Origin of the sequence: Micromonospora inaquosa (assembly GCF_003857055.1) — a bacterium.
Taxonomy (GTDB): domain Bacteria; phylum Actinomycetota; class Actinomycetes; order Mycobacteriales; family Micromonosporaceae; genus Micromonospora; species Micromonospora inaquosa.
Genome location: NZ_QGSZ01000199.1, coordinates 1 through 19,280 on the forward strand (window position 1 = coordinate 1; position 19,280 = coordinate 19,280).

Annotated in this window: 16 protein-coding genes; 11 read left to right on the top strand and 5 right to left on the bottom strand. The window is 71.0% G+C overall.

All coding sequences use genetic code 11. From position 1 onward, the window contains the following. The 8 genes from DLJ59_RS13920 to DLJ59_RS13955 all read left to right on the top strand — a co-directional run. The coding region (locus DLJ59_RS13920) for an AAA family ATPase (protein ID WP_124772935.1) at nt 1-1,903 on the top strand (1,903 nt) is incomplete at its 5' end. A gap of 69 nt (nt 1,904-1,972) precedes the next feature. Further along, a complete protein-coding gene (locus DLJ59_RS13925; RefSeq protein WP_124772936.1) occupies nt 1,973-2,371 on the top strand; it encodes a DUF4190 domain-containing protein in 399 nt (132 codons plus the stop codon). Between the two features lie 173 nt (nt 2,372-2,544). Continuing rightward, entirely contained in the window at nt 2,545-3,276 is a 732-nt protein-coding gene (locus DLJ59_RS13930) for a hypothetical protein (protein ID WP_208648682.1), read from the top strand. A gap of 245 nt (nt 3,277-3,521) precedes the next feature. After that, nucleotides 3,522-3,998: a hypothetical protein gene (locus DLJ59_RS13935; protein WP_124772937.1), complete on the top strand. Its 477-nt coding sequence runs from the start codon at nt 3,522-3,524 to the stop codon at nt 3,996-3,998. Between the two features lie 49 nt (nt 3,999-4,047). Further along, entirely contained in the window at nt 4,048-5,847 is a 1,800-nt protein-coding gene (locus DLJ59_RS13940; protein ID WP_208648683.1) for a glycoside hydrolase family 15 protein, read from the top strand. 60 nt (nt 5,848-5,907) lie between these two features. Further along, nucleotides 5,908-6,744 (top strand): aldo/keto reductase, encoded by an 837-nt coding sequence (locus DLJ59_RS13945; RefSeq protein WP_124772938.1) that lies wholly within the window; start codon nt 5,908-5,910, stop codon nt 6,742-6,744. A gap of 45 nt (nt 6,745-6,789) precedes the next feature. Continuing rightward, nucleotides 6,790-8,094 (top strand): HEAT repeat domain-containing protein, encoded by a 1,305-nt coding sequence (locus DLJ59_RS13950; RefSeq protein WP_124772939.1) that lies wholly within the window; start codon nt 6,790-6,792, stop codon nt 8,092-8,094. A 155-nt stretch (nt 8,095-8,249) separates the two neighbouring features. Further along, on the top strand, nt 8,250-9,284 hold the full coding sequence (locus tag DLJ59_RS13955; RefSeq protein ID WP_124772940.1) for an LLM class flavin-dependent oxidoreductase: 1,035 nt from the start codon (nt 8,250-8,252) through the stop codon (nt 9,282-9,284). 77 nt (nt 9,285-9,361) lie between these two features. On the opposite strand, the gene DLJ59_RS13960 is transcribed toward DLJ59_RS13955, so the two are convergent. From DLJ59_RS13960 to DLJ59_RS13980, 5 genes are all read right to left on the bottom strand, one after another. After that, the gene (locus DLJ59_RS13960) at nt 9,362-10,423 is read right to left on the bottom strand and encodes an ABC transporter ATP-binding protein (protein WP_124772941.1); all 1,062 of its coding nucleotides are present in this window, start codon (nt 10,421-10,423) and stop codon (nt 9,362-9,364) included. An 11-nt stretch (nt 10,424-10,434) separates the two neighbouring features. Then, nucleotides 10,435-11,544 carry an ABC transporter ATP-binding protein gene (locus DLJ59_RS13965; RefSeq protein WP_124772942.1) on the bottom strand — a complete coding sequence of 370 codons (1,110 nt, stop codon included), beginning with the start codon at nt 11,542-11,544 and terminating at the stop codon, nt 10,435-10,437. Then, a complete protein-coding gene (locus DLJ59_RS13970; protein ID WP_124772943.1) occupies nt 11,541-12,518 on the bottom strand; it encodes an ABC transporter permease in 978 nt (325 codons plus the stop codon). The genes DLJ59_RS13965 and DLJ59_RS13970 overlap by 4 nt, the downstream gene beginning before the upstream one ends. A gap of 122 nt (nt 12,519-12,640) precedes the next feature. Continuing rightward, nucleotides 12,641-14,380, bottom strand: coding sequence for an ABC transporter substrate-binding protein (locus DLJ59_RS13975; protein ID WP_208648684.1), 1,740 nt, complete (start codon nt 14,378-14,380; stop codon nt 12,641-12,643). A gap of 80 nt (nt 14,381-14,460) precedes the next feature. Next, nucleotides 14,461-15,474, bottom strand: coding sequence for an ABC transporter permease (locus DLJ59_RS13980; RefSeq protein WP_124772944.1), 1,014 nt, complete (start codon nt 15,472-15,474; stop codon nt 14,461-14,463). 608 nt (nt 15,475-16,082) lie between these two features. On the opposite strand from DLJ59_RS13980, the gene DLJ59_RS13985 reads away from it, so the two are divergent. From DLJ59_RS13985 to DLJ59_RS13995, 3 genes are all read left to right on the top strand, one after another. Next, nucleotides 16,083-17,129, top strand: a complete 1,047-nt coding sequence (locus tag DLJ59_RS13985; RefSeq protein WP_124772945.1) for an SEC-C domain-containing protein — start codon at nt 16,083-16,085, stop codon at nt 17,127-17,129. Between the two features lie 95 nt (nt 17,130-17,224). After that, nucleotides 17,225-17,971 (top strand): metallophosphoesterase, encoded by a 747-nt coding sequence (locus DLJ59_RS13990; protein ID WP_124772946.1) that lies wholly within the window; start codon nt 17,225-17,227, stop codon nt 17,969-17,971. A gap of 108 nt (nt 17,972-18,079) precedes the next feature. Next, on the top strand, nt 18,080-19,246 hold the full coding sequence (locus DLJ59_RS13995) for an ROK family transcriptional regulator (RefSeq protein ID WP_124772947.1): 1,167 nt from the start codon (nt 18,080-18,082) through the stop codon (nt 19,244-19,246). Nucleotides 19,247-19,280: the final 34 nt, after the last annotated feature.

The following is a 19,280-nucleotide window of genomic DNA, read 5'->3' on the forward strand; positions in this document are numbered from 1 at the left end:
GCTCGACCCCCGCTCCCCCACCGCTGACGGTCCGGCGGAACGGATCTGGTTGAAGTCGGTGACGGTCGCCGGGTTCCGCGGTGTCGGTCCGGAACGGACCATCCAGATCGGCCCCGGGCCGGGTTTCACACTGGTCGTCGGCCGCAACGGCTCCGGCAAGTCCAGCTTCGCCGAGGCCGCCGAACTCGCCCTCACCGGCGACAGCGCCCGGTGGGCCGACAAGACCAGCGTGTGGCGTACGGGGTGGCGCAACCTGCACAACCCGGACCCGTGCTGGGTTGACGTGGAGCTGCGGGTCGACGGGGTGGCCACGCCGACGCGGGTGCACCGGGCCTGGCCGGTCGGGGCCGAACTGGCCGACGCCGAGGTGACGGTCACCAGCGCCCGGGGGCGGCACAGCGGCCTGACAGAGCTGGGTCTGGCCCGCCCGTTGGAGCTGTACCGACCGTTCCTCACCGCCGCCGAGCTGGGCAAGCTCGCCGCCGGCACGCAGAGTCAGCTCTTCGACGCGCTCTTCGCGATCCTCGGGCTGGACGCGCTCATCGACGCCGACCAGCGTCTGCTGCGCGCCGCCCGGCCGCACGACACCACCATCAAGGAGGTACGCGCACAGCGCACCGCCCTGGCCGACGCGCTCGCGGGGATCGCCGACGACCGGGCTCGGCGGACCGTCGCGCTGCTGCGCGGGCGGGGCGCTGTCGACCTCGACGCGGTGACGGCGATCCTCGACGAGCCGGACGAGGTGACCGCCGACCGGGAGGTGCTGCTCTGTCGGGAACTCGCCGACCTCGCCCCGCCGTCGGTCGACGAGGTGAGCCGGTTGGCCGGTCAGCTGCGGGAGGCGTCGGCCGAGGCGTTGCGCTACGACGGGGGCCGGTCCCGGGCCGCGTTGCGCAGCGCCGAGTTGCTCCGCCTCTCTCTGGAACAGCACGAGGACGAGGGCGACGGGTCGTGTCCGGTCTGCGCCACCGGCGTTCTGGACGGTGGGTGGCGTGCCGCCGCCGCGCAGTCGCTCACTGACCTGCGGCAGCGCAGCGTCGCCGCCCAGGCCGCGGCGAACCGGCTCACCGCTCTGCTGCGGCAGGCACACCACCTGATCGACGACCTCACGGTCCCGGAGGGCCCCGGATCGGAGCCGACGGTCGGGGCGCTGCGGGACGCCGTGGCGGCGCTGCGGCGCGTACCCGGGAAGCCGGCCGACCTGGCCGACCACCTGGCCACGCGGTACCCGGCGGTGGTGGTGGCGGCGGACGCGGCCCGCGCGTACGCCGAGGGGTTTCTGCGGCAGCGCGACACCGGTTGGCGGGCTGCGGCGGCCGACGTGCGCGAGTGGGTGGCCGCCGCCGGCGGGCTGCCGGCGCGGGAGGCGATGCTGGCCCGGTTGAAGACGGCGCGCGCCTGGCTGAAGGACGCCGGTACGGCGATCCGCGACGAGCGGGTCGCGCCGTTCGCCGGGCACTCGCAGCGGATCTGGGCGCAGCTGCGGCAGGAGAGCAACGTCGAGTTGGGTGCGATGACGTTGGCAGGGGCGAACACCCGACGGCGGGTGGTCTTCCCGGTCAGCGTGGACGGCGCCGACAACGGCACCGCGTTGGGCGTGATGAGTCAGGGTGAGATGCAGGCGCTCGGGCTGGCCACGTTCCTGCCGCGCAGTTGCGCACCGGAGAGCCCGTTCCGGTTCATCGTCGTCGACGACCCGGTGCAGAGCATGGACCCGTCGAAAGTGGATGGTCTCGCCCGGGTGCTCGCCGAGCTGGCCGAGCAGCGGCAGGTGGTGGTCTTCACCCACGACACCCGCCTGCCGGACGCGGTGCGCCGGCTCGACCTGGGCAAGGCGCGGATCGTCGAGGTGACCCGGGCGGAGAGGTCGGTGGTGACGCTGCGACCGGCTCCGACCCGGTGACCCGCTACCCGGACTGACCGCCCGAACCACGAACTGACCCTGACAGCTGACGACCATGAGGAAACCCCCTTGTCCTACCAGCCTGGATACGACCCGACCCACCCGCAGCCACCGATCTCGGCCGTTCCCGCCAGCCCTTACCCGCCGCCCCACTACCACCAGGTGTGGCCCCAGGTGTTGGTGCCGGCCCTGCCCTCGTCGAGCACCGCCACCGCGTCGATGGTCCTCGGCATCCTCGGTGTTCTCGGTGGCTGGTGTCTGTTCGGGATTCCGTGCGTCCTCGCGGTCGTCCTCGGGCACGTCGGGCTCTACGAGACGCGCCACGGGACGAAGTCCGGACGGGGAATGGCAGTGACGGGCCTGATCCTCGGGTACGTCTTCGTCGGCCCGATGATCGCGCTCACCGTCATGGTCTTCTTCGGCGGTGTGATCGGCGCCGCGACCCCGACGCCGACACCGAGCCCGTGAGGACGTCAGCCGCCGGCCGCGGCGACGCCCAGCCCCGCTCACCCCGCACGTGTGATCTGTTCAGACACTCGCGTCTGGACGCTACGCGCGATGAGGTGCCGCTCCGGCTGAGCCGGGGTGAGCACATTGACACCTACTGTGATGCTCCCGTTGTCGATCATGAAGGTTGTGAGATGGCGCCTGAATCCGAGGGATCCGAGAACGAGCTCTCCCTACCCGTTGACGACGACGCCCTCGATTTACCAGCGCCGGAGGCGGGCACGCATGGGCAGCGGGTCCTCGACCTGCTGGACAAGGCAATCGCCCTGCAGACCCCACTGGTGCAGAAAAACATCGCCCGGGCCCGCCAGCGCAACCCGGAGGCGACACCAGCCGAGGTGATTCGCAACCTGGAGCGGATCTACGTCAGCGCGTTGACCGGGGCGGGCGCCGCCGTCGGCGGAACCGCGGCGGCACCGGGCGTCGGCACGGGCGTCGCATTGGCGCTGTCGGCCGGCGAGGCTCTGTCCTCACTTCAGCTGAGCGCCCTCTTCGCGCTCTCGATCGCCGAAGTCCACGGAGTCCGCATCGACGAGGTCGAGCGCCGCCGAACGGTCGTGATGGGGATCATGCTCGGTGGGTCCGGCTCCGCCACCATCACCAAGGTCGCCGAGCGCACCGGGCAACACTGGGGACGTCACGTTGTCGCCAAGGTGCCTGTCGCCACGTTGCGCCAGATCAACATGGTCCTGGGGCGGAACTTCATCACGAAGTACGGGACCAAGCAGGGAATCGTCGTTCTCGGTCGAGTGGCACCGTTCGGTATCGGTGCGGTGATCGGCGGTGGCGCCAACGCTGCCCTCGCGGCTCTGGCCGTGCGGGCCAGTCGTCGCGCATTCGGCCCACCACCGCCGTCCTGGCCGTGACCGACGTGCAGCGCGCCGCCGGCATGGCTGGAGCGCCTACCTGAGGCAGTGGCAAGGCACTGATCCGGTGTCAACTCGTCAAGGGACGTCTGGGCGAGCGGGCCGCCGCGCCAGGTCCGGTGGCTTATGGTGATAAACCGGGCGCCCCGGTGGGCGGGTGTCCGGTCCGGGCCGTGGGATTCACGCTGTTCAGCCGGAGGGTGGACCGATGACCGAGAACGCCCGCGACCTCGACGACTGCTGAGATGGACTGGGCCGGATGGGCGTTGTTCGGGTTGGTCGCCACCGCGGCGCTCACCGCGGCGATGATCACCGCCCAACTGGCCGGTCTCACTCGGCTCGATTTTCCCCTGGTGCTCGGTGCGTTCGTCACCGAGGATCCCGATCGGGCCCGGGTCTTCGGGTTCTTCCTGCACCTCTGCATCGGTCAGGGTTTCGCGCTCGGTTACGCGGCCGCGTTCGCGCTGTTGCACCGGGCCACCTGGTGGATCGGGGCGCTGCTCGGGATCGTGCACGTCGGGATCGCGCTGACGGTGATTCTGCCGCTGCTTCCCGGTGTCCACCCGCGGATGGCCTCGCAACGGGCGGGGCCGGCCAGCACGGCGGTGTTGGAGCCACCCGGGCTGTTCGCCGTCAACTACGGTATCCAGACACCGCTGGTCACGGCTGTCGTCCACGTCGTTTACGGGGCCTTCCTCGGGTTGCTCCTGCAGGCCAGGTGATCCGCGTGTCCGGCTGCTCTCCGGCGCGGCCCAGCGGGGAGCGATCTGCGTGACCGGTGGGCCACCAATCAGCGACTACGGTCTGCTGGGCGACACGCGTACCGCCGCCCTGGTCGCGAGTGACGGCGCGATGGACTGGCTCTGCGTGCCGCGCTTCGACGGCGATCCTCTGTTCGGCCGACTGGTCGGGGGCCCGGACGCCGGCACGTTCCGGGTCGGCCCGGCCGGGCCGGCCACTGTCGTCGAGCGACGCTACCGACAGCACACGGCCACCCTGGAGACCACCTGGGCGGTGGGCGGCGGCCGGCTGCGCCTCACCGAGGCGATGGTGGCCGAGGTCAGCGGTCGTCTGCTGCCCACGACACTGATCGTGCGACGGTTGTCGGCCGAGCAAGCGGCGGTCGACGCGGTGGTGGAGTTCGATCCCCGCCTCGGCGCGCGGCACCGCCGGCCCCGAGTCCACCACCGGCGGCAGGCGCTCGTGTGTGAGTGGGGCGCGCTCGCGGTCGCGTTGAACAGCACGCCCGCGTTCAGAATTGAACCGGGTCGGCCCAGCTCGATCACGGTCCGGCCGGGCCGTCCGGTCACCCTCGTCCTGGCGGTGGCCCACCGCGAACCGGTGATCCACGTCGAGCCGGCGGCCGCCTGGGACCTGCTCGTCGAGGACGAGGCCCGGTGGCGGGCCTGGACCGCGGAGATCGACGAGCGGCTACCGTTCCGGGAACACGTCGCACGAAGCCTGCTCACCTTGCGGCTGCTGACGTACTCGCCCTCGGGAGCGCCGGTGGCCGCACCCACCACGTCATTGCCCGAGGATCCCGGTGGGGGACGAAACTGGGACTACCGCTACGTCTGGCCCCGGGACGCCAGCATCGGTGTCAGCGCCTTCCTCAGCGTCGGCAAGACCGACGAGGCGCGCGGTTTCCTCGCGTGGCTGTTGCACGCCAGCCGCCTGCAACGGCCGCGTCTGCCGGCGCTGCTCACCCTGTACGGCCGGCACGCTCCAGCGGAGCGAGAGTTGCCCGGTTGGCCCGGCTACCTCGACAGCCGTCCGGTACGGGTGGGCAACGGTGCCGCCGGTCAGCACCAGCTCGACGGCTACGGCTGGGTGATCGACGCCGCGTGGGCGTTCGCTCAGGCCGGGCACCGCCTCTACGGCGAGACGTGGCGGGCGGTGCGTGGTTTCGCCGACGTGGTCGCCGGTTGTTGGCAGCAGCCCGATGCCGGGATCTGGGAGGTGCGGGAGCCGGCCCAACACGTCCATTCCAAGCTCATGGGCTGGCTCGCCCTGGACCGTGCCCTGGCCATCGCGGACACGCATCACCTGCCGGAGGGTCAACGTCGACGTTGGCAGAACGCCCGTGCTGCCATCGCCGCCGAGGTCCGAACGCGCGGCTTCGACCCGACGGCGGCCAGCTACGTCCGCAGCTACGGCTCCCAGGATCTCGACGCGGCCCTGCTCGTCCTGCCGCTGCTGGGCATGGATCAGGCCGAGTCACAGCGGGTACGGGGCACCATCGACGCCATCCGGGACGGGCTGTCCGCCGGCGGTGCGCTGCTCTACCGCTACCCGCCGGGACGTGACGGCCTCCCCGGCGCCGAGGGCGCGTTCCTGCCCTGCTCGTTCTGGCTCGTTCAGGGCCTTGCCCGCACCGGGCGTCGCCGCGAGGCCATCGAGCTGTTCCAGGCCATGGTCGACCACGCCAGCCCTCTCGGCCTCTACGCCGAGGAGTTGAACCCCGCGACGGGTGCCCACCTCGGCAACTACCCGCAGACGCTGACCCACGCCGCGCTCATCCAAGCCGCACTCGCCATCCGGGACGCCCCCACCGGTGACGGGTCTGCGTGAGGGCCCGTCCGGGCGGCAGACCCAGCCGGTGGGACGGCTCGCGCGGGTAGGGTTCCGATCATGACGATTCCCCATCTGACGGCTGCCGACGGCACCACCCTGCCGGCGATCGGGCTCGGCACGTACCAACTGAACGGTTCGGCGGGTGTCGACGCGATCGGTCAGGCGATCCGGGCGGGTTACCGGTTGCTCGACTCGGCGGTCAACTACGAGAACGAGGGCGCGGTCGGCCGGGCCGCCCGGTCGGCGGGCGACGTACGGGACGAACTGATCGTCACCTCGAAGCTGCCGGGGCGGCACCACAGCTACGACGAGGCGCTGACCACCATCGAGGAGAGTGTGTTCCGCACCGGCCTCGACCGGGTCGACCTGTACCTGATCCACTGGCCGAACCCCAAGCAGGACCTGTACGTGCAGGCGTGGCGGGCGCTGATCGAGGCCCGTGAGCGCGGGCTGGTGCGGCACATCGGGCTGTCCAACTTCCTGCCCGAGCACATCGAGCGGCTGGTGGCCGAGACCGGGGTCGCCCCGGTGGTCAACCAGATCGAGGTGCACCCGTACTTCCCGCAGCAGGAGGCGCTCGACTACCACCGGGAGCACGGCATCCTGGTGCAGGGGTGGAGCCCACTCGGCCACGGCAACGACCTGCGGCAGCACCCCGTGATCGGGGAGATCGCGGCCGCGCACGGCGTCAGCCCGGCGCAGACGATCCTCGCCTGGCACGTGGCCCGCCAGGTGATTCCGCTGCCCAAGGCCGCCTCCCCGCAGCGGCAGCTCGAGAACCTGGACGTCTTCGGGATCACGCTCACCGACGCGCAGGTCGAGGCCATCACCGCGCTGGGCCGCCCGGACGGGCGGCTCTCGGACCAGGACCCGGCGGTGTACGAGGAGTTCTGACGAACCCCACCCGCTGAGTGTCGGTGGGGTGGGAGAGCATGGGCCGTGCTCGACGGACTCGACGACATCGACTGGGCGCGACTGGGCCACGCCTACGGGGCGGCCGACGACGTGCCCGACCAACTGCGCGCCCTCGGTTCGTTCGACCCGGCCGTCCGGGACGAGGCGCTGGGCGAGTTGTACACCACCGTCTTCCACCAGGGCGGCCGGTTCGAGGCGAGCGCGTACGCGGTGCCGTTCCTGCTGGACCTGCTCGCCGACCCGGCCACCCCGGACCCGGCGGCGGTGCTGGGGCTGCTGAGCGCCCTGGCTGTCGGCTTCGACGAGGGTGTGCTCCCCGACGGCTTCCCGGTGGCCGCACACCGCCGGGCCGCCGAGGGCGGGCGTGAGCTGCTCGCCGCGAAACCGCCACCGTGGACCGGTGCGGACGAGTCGGCGAAGGAGTACGTCGAGTACGCCTACGTCGAGTCCCTCGACCGGTCCGATCAGGCCCGGTTGTGGGCGTACGTCGAGCTGTCGGTCTACGACGCGGTGCGCGCCGCGGTGCCGCTCCTGCGCACCCTGCTGAAACACCCCGACCCGGGCGTGCGGACGGGTGCGGCGTACACCCTGGCCTGGTTTCCGGAGGAGGCCGCCGGCAGTGTGTCCGCGTTGGCCGCCGCGATCGACGCCACCCGGGAGCCCGGCGTCGAGGTGGCGCCCGGCGAGGTGGCGACGATGCTGGTGGCGTCGGGGCTGCTCGGGGCCGCCCCGGACGAACGGTGGCTGGCCGATCCGCGCCCGGTTGTTCGTTGGGCCGCCGCGATCGGTCGGGCCCGCGTCCTCGGCGCGACGGCCGACCAGGCGACCGTCGAGGCGTTGCTGAGCTGGGCGGCGAACCCGCCCGACGGCGCGGTGGTCCCACCCGCCGACGGCGTCGCCCCGCCCGAGGGCGCGGCCGATCCGAGCGGGGACGCGGTGATGGCGCCCGGTCCCGGCGGGTGGGTGCCGTTCCTCGACGGCGACCTCGGCGGCTACGCGGGCCTGGCCCTGCGGCAGCTCGGCGCGCGGCACACCGACCGCGCCTTCGACGCGCTGCTCGACCGGTTGCCCGTCGTCAGCGGCGAGAGGTCGTTGACGGTGCTGGGTGCGGCACTGCGTATCGCCTTCCCGGATGGGCCCGCGCCGAACGGGACGCCGGTCGCGGCGTTGACGCCCCGGCAGCGGCGGCTCGCCGAGGTGCTGGGGCGCTCAACTGAGCCGTGGCTGATCGACGGGCAGGAGTTCGGCAACGTCTCCATGCTGGTCGGGGAGTACGGCCTGCCGGGAAGCCGCGTGGCGATGCTCGGGTACCTCGCGCGCCTGCCGTAGCCGGCGACGCGGCTGGCCGGCGTCGACGGTGCGCCGCATCTAGTGCCGCTTACCACTCCCAAGTCTGGGAATGCGAGCCGACGACATCGCCGTTGAACCGCCGGAAGCAGTGGGAGAACGGGTGCGGCGGACGCATCGTGATCAGGAGGACCGACGTGGCCACCGAGGTGGAGTTCGGGCTGGACAGTTTCGGGGATGTCACGGTCGACGTGAAGGGCAAGCCGTTGCCCTACGCGCAGGTGATCCGGAACGTCGTCGAGCAGGCGGTCCTCGCGGACCGGCTCGGTGTCGACGCGATCGGCCTCGGTGAGCACCACCGCGACGACTTCGCGATCTCCGCCCCGGAGATCGTGCTCGCCGCGATCGCCGGCCAGACCGAGCGGATCCGGCTCGGCACCGCGGTGACGGTCCTCAGCTCGGACGATCCGGTACGCGTCTTCGAGCGCTTCGCCACCCTCGACGCGGTCTCCCAGGGCCGTGCCGAGATCACGTTGGGTCGGGGCTCGTTCACCGAGTCGTTCCCGCTGTTCGGTTACGACCTCGGCGACTACGAGAAGCTGTTCGAGGAGAAGCTGGAGCTGATGGCACGGCTGCTGGCGGAGGGCCCGGTGACCTGGGAGGGCAGCGTACGGGCCCCGCTGAGGCAGCAGGAGGTCTACCCGAAGACGGAATCCGGGCGGATCCGCACCTGGGTCGGCGTCGGCGGCAGCCCTCAGTCGGTGATCCGGGCCGCCCGGCTCGGTTTCCCGCTGGCCCTGGCGGTGATCGGGGGTGACCCGGCCCGGTTCGCGCCCTACGTCGAGCTGTACCACCGTGCCCTCGACCAGTTCGGTCAGGAACGCCTTCCGGTCAGCGCGCACGTGCCCGGCTTCGTCGCCGCGACCGACAAGGAGGCGGCCGACCGGCTGTGGCCGCACGCCCGGAACATGTTGAACCGGATCGGCCGGGAGCGCGGGTGGCCGCCGGCCACCCGGGCCCGGTTCGAAGCCGACATCGCCGAGGGGTCCTGGCACGTCGGTTCACCGGAGACGGTGGCCCGCAAGGTCGCGGAGACGGTGCGAACTCTCGGTCTGCGGCGCATCGACCTCAAGTACGCCACCGGCACCATGGCCCACGAACACCTGATGAGCAGCATCGAGCTGTACGCCACGAAGGTGATCCCCCGGGTTCGGGAGCTGCTGGCCGACTGAGCCCGTCCCCCGCCGGCCCGCCCGCGCTGGCGGCCCAGGCCGCCAGCGGGGCACTCAGGCCACCGGCCCGTGGGCGCTCAGGCCGCCGCTTCCTCCTGCAGTGATCCGGCGAAGTGGCATGCCGCCGCGTGCCCGGCACCCACCTGTAACAGTGGCGGGGTCGTGGTGGCGCACACCTCCTCGGCCTTCCAGCAGCGGCTGCGGAACCGGCAGCCGGTCGGCGGGTCCATCGGGCCGGGTACGTCGCCGGCCAGCCGGATCCGTGGTTTGGGTGCCGCGCCGCGCACCACCCCGAGGTCGGGCACGGCGGAGAGCAGCGCCTGGGTGTACGGGTGCGCGGGCGTGCCGTACAGCGGGTCGCGGTCAGCGATCTCGGCGACCCGACCCAGGTACATCACCGCCACCCGGTCGCAGAAGTGCCGCACCACGCCCAGGTCGTGGGCGATGAAGACGAACGCGATGTTGAACTCCTTGCGCAGGTCTTCGAGGAGGTTCATCACCTGCGCCTGGATCGACACGTCGAGGGCGCTGACCGGTTCGTCGGCGACGATCACCTTGGGCTGGACGGCCAGCGCGCGGGCGATGCCGATGCGCTGCCGTTGGCCGCCGGAGAACTCGTGCGGGTAGCGGTTGTAGTGCTCGGGGTTGAGCCCCACCACCTCCAGCAACTCCCGGACCCGGTCCAGCTCCTTGCCCTTGGGCACGAGGTTGTGCACCCGCAGGGGCGCGCCGATGATGGTGCCCACCGTGTGCCGCGGGTTGAGCGACGAGTACGGGTCCTGGAAGATCAGCTGCAGCTCGCGCCGGTACGGCCGCAGGTCTTTCTCCTTCAGGTGGGTGATGTCGGTGCCCTGGTAGAGGACCTGCCCACCGGTCGGCTCCAGCAGCCGGGTGATCAGACGCCCGGTGGTGGTCTTGCCGCAGCCGGATTCACCGACCAGCCCGAGCGTCTCGCCCGCGCGCAGTTGCAGTGACACCCCGTCGACGGCCCGAATCCGGTGGGCGTTGCGGCCGAACCATCCGTCGCCACGGGCGGTGAAGTGCATCTGCAGGTCGCGCAGCTCCAGCAGCGGCGTACCGTCCCCGCCCGGCTGGTCGGCCGGAGCGGGGCGGATCGCCGTGTCGGTGGTGGTGCTCATCTCGTGCTCCTTCAGGGCAGCCGGGGCAGGATGTCGGTCGCGAAGATCCCGGCCGGGTCAGCCAGGTGGCAGCGGGAGGTCCGGGTGGTGTCCTCGGTGCGGGAGACCAGGTCGGGCAGGTCGACCGAGCAGGCGGCGCCGGGCACCCGGCCGGCGAACTCGCAGCGCGGGTGGAACGAGCACCCGCTGGGCAGCGCGAGCAGGCTGGGCGGGGTGCCGGGGATGGGGTGCAGCCGGGCCGGTTCGCCGGAGACCGCCGGGATGCTCTCCAGCAGACCCCAGGTGTACGGGTGCAGTGGCTGGCCGAGGATCGACTCGGCCCGGCCGTACTCGACGCCGCGTCCGCCGTACATGACCAGCACGTCGTCGGCGATCTCGGCGACGACACCGAGGTCATGGGTGATGAAGAGGACCGCCGAGCCGAAGTCCTGCTGCAACTCCATGATCAGGTCGAGGATCTGCGCCTGCACGGTGACGTCCAGCGCGGTGGTGGGCTCGTCGGCGATGAGCAGCTTGGGGTCGTTGACCAGGGCCATCGCGATCATCGCGCGTTGCCGCATACCGCCGGAGAACTGGTGCGGGTAGTCGTCCAGGCGGCGGCGCGGGTTGGGGATGCCGACCCGGCCGAGCATGTCGACCGCCCGGTCCCGGGCCACCCGCTTGGACACTCGGTGGTGCGCCCGGTACGCCTCGATGATCTGGTCACCGACGGTGAAGTACGGGTGCAGCGACGACTGCGGATCCTGGAAGATCATCGCGGCGTTGGCGCCGCGGCGTTTGCGGAGTTCGGTCGGCGTCATCCCGACGATCTCCTCACCGCCGACCGTGATCGAGCCGGTCATCCGGGTGCTGCGCGGGTCGTGCAGGCCCATGATGGCCATGCTGGACACGCTCTTGCCGGAGCCGGATTCGCCGACCACCGCGAGGGTGCGGCCCAGCGGCAGGGAGTAGCTGAGCCCCTGGACCGCCCCCACGAGCCCGTCGGCGGTGGGGAAGCTGACGGTGAGGTCCTTGACCTCCAGGTAGGACTGCCCTTCGGTGCGGTCACCGGCCACCCGGCGGGCGCGCGAGACGGTCTCGGGCCGTCGGCCCGGGGTCGGCAGCAGCTGCGGTTCGGTCATCCCAGCCTCACTCGCGGGTCGAGAATCGTGTAGAGGATGTCGACGAGCAGGTTCATCACGACCAGCACCACCGAGCCGACCAGCACACCGCCCATCAGCACCGGCAGGTCGTACTGGTTGAACGCGCGCAGGGTGAGCACGCCGAGGCCGGGCAACCCGAACATCGCCTCGGTGAAGATCGCACCGGTCAGCTGGAACGCCAGGTCGAGGCCGAAGATGGTGGCGATCGGGGTGATCGCGGCGCGCAGGCCGTGGCGGTAGACCACCCGCCGCTCGCTGATGCCCTTCGCGCGGGCGGTACGGATGTAGTCCTCGCCCAGCGTTTCGATCATCGACGCGCGGGCGTAGCGGGTGTACGAGGCGGAGTTCGCCAGGCCGAGCGTCAGCCACGCGGCCAGCAGCCCGGCCGCCCAGGTGAAGGGGTTCTCCAGCAGCGGGTGGTAGCCGGCGTGCGGCAGGAACGTCGCGTACAGCGAGACGAGCAGCGCCACCACGAAGTACGGCACGGCGTTGATGCCGAGCGAGGTGCCGACCATGAGCCGGTCCAGGTAGGTGCCTCGTCTTCGGGCCGCGATGATGCCGGCGAGGATGCCGGCGATCAGGTAGACCACCGCACCGCCGAGGACGATCGACACGGTGACCGGCAACGCCTGCCCGATCAGCTTGGTCACCGGCTGGCCGAGGGTGTACGAGTAGCCGAGGCAGGGCGCGTCGCACTCGATGGTGAGCCCGCCGGAGTGGTACGTCCGCCCGACCGCGAGCCCCTTGAGATACTCGCCGACCTGCTGCGCCACGGGCTGGTCGAGGTTGAGGCTGGCGCTGATGTCGGCGTGGCGCTCCGGGGTGCAGCGCTGGCCGCAGATCGTCCCGGCCGGGTCGGTGGGGGCGACGAAGAACAGGCCGAAGCTGGCGACCAGCGTCACGATGACGACGGAGACCGCGCTGGCGATCCGTCGCAGGATGTAGATGAGCACCGCCGAGGCTCCTGGTGGCAGCGGGCCAGGGCTGGGAGCCCAAGCCGGAACGGGGAAAGGGGTGGACGCCGGCCGGCACGGTGCCGGAGGCCGGCCGGCGTCCACGATGGGGGTGCGGGAGGTCAGTTCTTCAGGAACATGTTCAGGTAGAACGGCTCACCCGCGGAGGCGTCGCCCTCGGCGCCACCGATGTTCGTGCCGATGGCGAAGGCGAGCTTGCCGTAGTAGCGCGGCAGGGCCACGTACATGCCCAGGATCTCCTTGTCCAGCTCGCCCCACTTGGCGACGGCCTGGTCGGCCGGGAGGTTGCCGATCTCGTCGATCTTGGCGTCCAGCGCCTTGTCGGTGAGCTCGCCCCAGCTGGTGCCGTCGGTGAGGCTGTGCGACTGGAAGAGCACCGGGAACCAGCTGCCGCCGCTCGGCCAGTCCGAGCACCAGCCCTGCGGCGCCTGGCCCATGTTGACCGGGGCGTCGTAGTCAGCGATCTTGGAGCGCAGCTCGGCGGTGGTGACACCGATCGGCTTGACGGCGAAGCCGGCCGCCTTGAACGCGTCGACCCGGATCTGGTTGGTCTGCTGCGGGACCGGCTTGGTGTTGTCGTAGTACCAGCTGAGCTCGAAGCCCACCTTGCCGGCTGCCTCCAGGTCGGCCTTGGCGGCGGCCGGGTCGCCCTGGCCGACACCGCTCAGGCCCGGCAGCGCGTCGTACTTGGTGTAGCCCGGCACGCTCGGCGGCAGGACGGTGCTGGCCGGCTGGGAGTTGAAGCTGTTCAGGCCGCCGGCCTTGTTGACCTGGTCGTACGGGTACGCCTTGGCGATCGCCTTGCGCACCTCCAGCGGGATCTTGCGGGTGTCCATCTGCACGGAGTAGGTGCAGGGCTGCTCACCCTGGATCAGCTGGGCCTTCTTGTCCCCGGTCAGCTGCGGGATCAGCGAGGCGTCGACGGGGCCGTAGTTGAGCGCGTTGGCGTCCTCGCCAGCGCTGTTGAGCACCTGCTGCTGGGTCTTCGGGTCCTCGCCGCCCCACTTGAAGGTGAAGCCGTCCGGGTACTGGTGTCGCACCGCGTCGGTGTTCGGGTCCCAGTTCGGGTTCTTCTTCAGCTTCAGCTCGGTGCCCGGGGTGTACGTGTCGAACTGGTACGGCCCGGTCGCCAGGGGGTTGTTCTTGTAGTTTTCCTTGGTGTCCTTGGCCTGCGGGATCGGCGTGAACACCGGGAAGGTCATGTAGAGGGGCAGGTCCGCGAAGGGCCGCGCCAGGTGGATGACCAGCGTGCCCGAGTCCGGGGTCTCCACGCCGGCGAAGGCGTCGTCGCTGGCGTAGGGACCCTTGTAGGTGTCGCCGCCCTTGAAGGTGGTCAGCTGGTACGTCGGGCCGTTGGCGAACACGTCGTGGGCGAACGAACGCTTGATCGCGTACGCCAGGTCCTCGACCTTGACCTCGCTGCCGTCGGCGTACTTGATGCCCGACTGCATCTTGAACGTCCAGGTCAGCTTGTCCGACGAGACGGTGCCGAGGTCGGTCAGGTCCGGCACGAGCACCGGCTTGCCGTTGCGGATCGCGAACTGGGTCGGGCTGCGGAAGATCAGCTTCTCGATCGCCAGCGCGTCGGCGTAGTAGGTGTCGGTCGGGTCGAACGTGTTCGGGGTCACCTGGGAGTAGACCGTGATCACGCCGCCCTTCTTGGCGCCGGGCACCTCGGCCGCCGGGCCCTTGGCAGTCGGGTCGAGCGCGCTCTGCTGGGTCTCGATGCCCTTGGCGTCACCCCCGCCGTTGCTGCCGTTCTTCGACGAAGGGCTGCCGCAGCCGGCGACCGCCATGGTGGCGGCCAGTGCGGCGGCGAGACCAACCTTCAGTTGCCTCACAGACGTGCTCCTGTCTTTTCTTTCAGTCAACGGACCCCCGGCGTGCAGGGTCCGTGGTTCTCCTCCAGCCCGGGGCGTCCTCATCGACGGGTCCGGGGATCGAAGGCGTCGCGCACGGCGTCGCCGAGCAGGCTCAGGGCGAGCACCAGAATCGTGATGCCGAGTACGGGCAGCCACAGGTAGAGCGGGTCGGCCCGGTAGTAGGTGGTCGCGGCGGAGATCGTCAGACCCCAGGACGGGGTGGGCTCGATCAGCCCGGCACCGAGCACGGTCAGACCGGCCTCGGCCACCACGTAGCCGGGCAGGGCCAGTGACACGGAGACGACGATCGGCGCGACCAGGTTTGGCAGCAGCTCCTTGAAGAGCACCTGCCGGGTCGGGATGCCGAGCACCTTGGCCGCCGCGACGAACTCACGCTCGCGCAGTGACAGCACCTGCCCCCGCACCAGCCGGGCGAGGCTCGCCCAGCCGAAGAACGACAGCACGCAGATCAGCGAGATGAAGCGGATCTGGGCGACGTCCTCGGCCCCGGCACCGTCGGCGCCGCCGAAGATCGCGACCAGGACTGCGGAGCTCGCGATCGCGAACAGCAGATACGGCAGGCTGAGCACCAGGTCGATCAGCCAGGAGAGCACCCGGTCGACCCAGCCGCCGGTGAAGCCGGCGACCAGACCCACCACCACGCCGATGATCGTGGTGATGGTGGTGACCGCGACCGCGACGATGAGCGACGGGCGGGCGCCGTACACCCAGCGGGCGAAGAGGTCGCGGCCCAGCCGGGGCTCCACCCCGAACCAGTGTTCGCCGGTCGGCCCGACCATCGGGAAGCCGAACTCGTCGATCAGGTCCTGGTGCAGGTCGGTCGCGTTCTGTCCCTCCAACCTGGCGAGCAGCGGCGCGAAGATCGCGATCAGGACGTAGGCCACGCAGATCGCGGCGCAGATCATCGCGATCCGGTCGCGGCGTAGCCGGGCCAGGGCGATCCGGGTCGGCGACTTGCTGACCGTCCGGACCGGGGCGGCGGTCGACGACACGCTCCGCACCTGTCCGTCGTCCGGATCTCCGGCGCGGAGCACCTGGGGCTCCGTGACCATCGGCTCCACGCGGGACGACCTCCTCATCGTGCTGACACATGACACCGCCACCCGGACGGTTGTCCGGATGGCGGCTTCCAGTGCCGGAACGTTAGCTGGGCAAATGATTTCATCGTGAGTCGGTTGTGCAACAGGCTTGTATCCTGAACGACCGTTTATTCAGTCATTCGGACAGCCAGGTATCGATTTATGCCACAAGCGCGACCGGCGCCCGGGCGATCACGGGCAGTGACGGACGTGACTCAGCCCACCTCGTTGCTGCAGGCAACCATCGATGTATTAGCAGCTCAATGCGTCGATGCGACGGCCCATCTCGGCACACAGCGCCGGCGAGGGCACCGCACTTGACCACCCGAAGTAACGGCCTTCAATGGCGCGGAAACGCCGAGCCCCACCGGTTTGATCTAGGTAAACCACGACGAAACAAATGCCCTTGAGTCTCATTTTGGATAGACGTCAGCGGATGCTAAAGGGAGATCGGGTGGTGGTGACGGCGGGCGGGGCGTGGTCGCAGCTCCAGCGGCCGGGAGGGTAGCTCCCGAGGGCCCGAGAGCGGCGTAAAGGTGATCTGCCGGCAGGCCGGGAGCCCCGCGACGTACCGTGAGATCGTGCCGACGAAAGACGTACTCACCAAGGCTCACCTCGCTGAACTTCGCCGCTCGGCGCTCGGAACGGCCAACCCGCTCGGCGTCGCCGCTGATCTCGCCGAGGCGGCGCAGCAGGGCCGACTGGAGGATCCCGACGACGCCGGGGACGCCCTGACCCTGGCCGCCGAGATCGCCGAGATCCGGGCGAGACCAGATGCCGCCCTGCGCTACGCGGAACAGGCCCTGGCGGCGTATCCGTCCGAGGACGACCCCCGGGCCGGTTTCGCCCGGGCACTGCGGGCCCGGGCACTGTTCCGCTCCGGCGGTCGGGACGACGAGGCGATGGCGGAGCTGACAGCGCTACGCCCGCTGCTGTCCGTGCAGCCCGACGCCCCCGCCTACGTGAGCGCGGCGCTGGACGCCGGTGGTCGTTCGACGACCGCCGAGACCTGGCTGAGCGAGGCGGTCGACACCCTGCTCGGCGAGCGCGCCGCCGCCGGGGCGCGCCCGCAGGCCATCACCGCGACCGACCCCGTGGTGGAGCTCGGCCCGCCGGACGCGCCCGGGGTCCTCTTCTTCCTGCTGCAACAACGGCACCGGGTACGCCGCAATCTCAATCTGCCGCACGACCGGCAGGACGATCTGGCGGACCGGCTGGAAAATCAGCTCGTCCGCCGGGCCGGAGAGCGCCGGGGCGCCGGGTCGGATCTGCTCTTCTGGCCACGGGCCGAATTCGATCGTCTGCTCTCCGAGCACCCGACGCTCGCCGAGGTGTACGGGCCGGACTGGGACGCGCACCGGGCCCGACTGGAGAAGGAGCTGGTACGGCTGACAGGTGCCGGTCAGGCCGGGCTGGGCGTGTTCGGCGCCACCGTGGCCGGGCTGCACGCCTTCGCCGGTCGAGGGGACGGCGACCCGACCGATGCCGCGATCCGGGCGGGCTACGCGGCCGAGGTGTCGGCTCGCCCCAGCGCCCGGATCGCCTGGCCACCGGAGCGCAACGACGCCTGCTGGTGCGGCTCGGGCCTCAAGTACAAGAAGGACTGCCTCCCGCGTTCCCGCAGCTGAGCGTGGCGATCGGGTCGCGACCCGCCGCGCCGCCACCACGTCGAGCCGGGTAGCTTCCCTGATGCCCATACCGTTCACGGCCATCAGGGGGCGTCGTGCTGGTCATCGCACACCTCAGTGACACTCACCTCGACAGCCATCCCCGATCGGCCGAGCGGACCGCCCGGGTCATGGACCACCTGCACTCCCTGCCACGACCGGTGGACGCGATCCTGATCACCGGGGACATCGCCGACCACGGCGAGGTGGCCGAGTACGAGACCGCCGCGAAGCTCTTCGATTCCCCGCTGCCGGTGATGGTCTGCCCCGGCAACCACGATGTGCGCGACGCGTACCGCAAGGGTCTGCTCGGCGACGACCGCGGCGGCACCGGCCCGATCAACACCCGGCACGACGTGGCGGGCGCGGTCTTCCTCCTCGCCGACTCGTCAGTGCCCGGCGCGGACGACGGCCACCTGGACGACGAGACCGTGGCGTGGCTCGCCGACGAGCTGGGTTCGGTGCCGGCCGGGACGCCGACGTTCATCGCCGTGCATCACCCGCCGGTGGTGCTGCACCACCCGGTCATCGACCCGATGCGGCTACTGCCGGCCGATTCCCTGGCCGAGCTCGTCACCGCCCACCCACAGGTCGTCGCCGTGCTGACCGGGCATTTCCACACCGCCGCCGCGAGCACATTCGCGGGCCGTCCACTGCGGATCGCGCCGGGTGTGGTCTCCACGCTGCGGATGCCCTGGGAGGGCGAGGGTCCGTTGGCCACCCAGGCCCAGCCGCCCGGCGTCGCGTTCCACGTGTACGACGACGCTGGGCTGTTCACCACCCACTACCGGGTGGTGGTCTGACCTTGGGCTCGGTGACCGGGCTCTGGCCGGCGCGCCGCCGACTGTAGGACGGAACACTGAGGCAAATCAATACTTGAAGAAGTTAAATATTCGCCTTAGATTTCGTCCATGTTTCCTGAGATCGACGCCGGTGCGTTCTCCGGACCGCCGGCGGCGACGGCGATCTTCACGACGGTGCTGACCGAGGGGCCGGTGAGTCGGGTCGCGCTCGCCCGCCGGCTCGGGCTCTCCTCCGCCGCCGTCACCAAGGCCGCCCGGCCCCTCATCGACCTGGGTTACCTGCACGAACTGGCCGCCACCGAACGCTCCGGGCCGGGCGCCGGACGCCCCGCCAGCCCTCTCGCGGTCCGCGCCGAACGCGAATTCTTCCTCGGCGTGAAGATCACCGCCGACGAGGTGATCGGCGTGGTCTGCGACCTGCGCGCGCAGGTCCAGGCCAGCGCCCGCCGTCCGTTGGACGACCCCGACGTCGACGCGGTCCTCACCGAGGTCGGCCGGCTCACCGACGACCTGTTCGGCGCGTTCCCCGGCGACCGGACCCGGGTCCACCGGCTCGGGTTGGCCCTCTCCGGCGACATCGACCGCAGCACCGGCCTGGTGCGCTACTCGCCGTTCCTGCACTGGCGGGACGTGCCGCTGGGCCGACTCGCCGCCCAGCGCACCGGTCTCACCGTCACAGTGGAGAACGACGTCAAGGCGCTCACCGCCGCCGAACACTGGTTCGGCGAGGGGGTGGGCGCCGAGTCATTCGCCCTGGTCACCGTCGGCACCGGCATCGGCTGTGGCCTCGTCGTCAACGGCCGCCTGGTCTCCGGCTCACACGGGGTGGCCGGCGAGATCGGCCACCTCACCGTCGACGCCACCGGCCCAGACTGCCACTGCGGCGGTCGCGGCTGCGTCGAGTCGATCGCCGGCACCGACGCCATCGTGGCGCAGGCCCGCCACCGCACCGGCCGCCCCGACCTCACCATCGCCGAGGCGGTGGGCCTGGCACGCGCAGGCCACGAGGAGGTGCGGAGGGTCTTCACCCGCGCGGGCGGCGCGATCGGTTGCGCCATCGCGGCCGTCGCGAACCTGGTCGGCCCCACCCGCATCGTCGTATCCGGGGAAGGGCTGGCCGCCTACGACCTGTTCGACAGCCACATCCGCACCAGCTTCGAACGGCAGGCCTTCGGCGCCGCCGCGCGGTGCCCCCTCTCGATCCGCCCGTTGCCCTTCGAGGAGTGGGCCCGCGGAGCGGCGGCGGTGAGCATCCAGTCGCTCGTCGTCCCCTGACCCGGCGTCATCCCGGCCACCCGCCGTCCATAAC

Coding starts and splice junctions, on each gene's coding strand:
- DLJ59_RS13930 (WP_208648682.1), top strand. CDS start 2,545: ATGGCGCCTGAATCCGAGGGATCCGAGAACGAGCTCTCCCTACCCGTT.
- DLJ59_RS13935 (WP_124772937.1), top strand. CDS start 3,522: ATGGACTGGGCCGGATGGGCGTTGTTCGGGTTGGTCGCCACCGCGGCG.
- DLJ59_RS13945 (WP_124772938.1), top strand. CDS start 5,908: ATGACGATTCCCCATCTGACGGCTGCCGACGGCACCACCCTGCCGGCG.
- DLJ59_RS13960 (WP_124772941.1), bottom strand. CDS start 10,423: ATGAGCACCACCACCGACACGGCGATCCGCCCCGCTCCGGCCGACCAG.
- DLJ59_RS13965 (WP_124772942.1), bottom strand. CDS start 11,544: ATGACCGAACCGCAGCTGCTGCCGACCCCGGGCCGACGGCCCGAGACC.
- DLJ59_RS13980 (WP_124772944.1), bottom strand. CDS start 15,474: ATGGTCACGGAGCCCCAGGTGCTCCGCGCCGGAGATCCGGACGACGGA.
- DLJ59_RS13995 (WP_124772947.1), top strand. CDS start 18,080: ATGTTTCCTGAGATCGACGCCGGTGCGTTCTCCGGACCGCCGGCGGCG.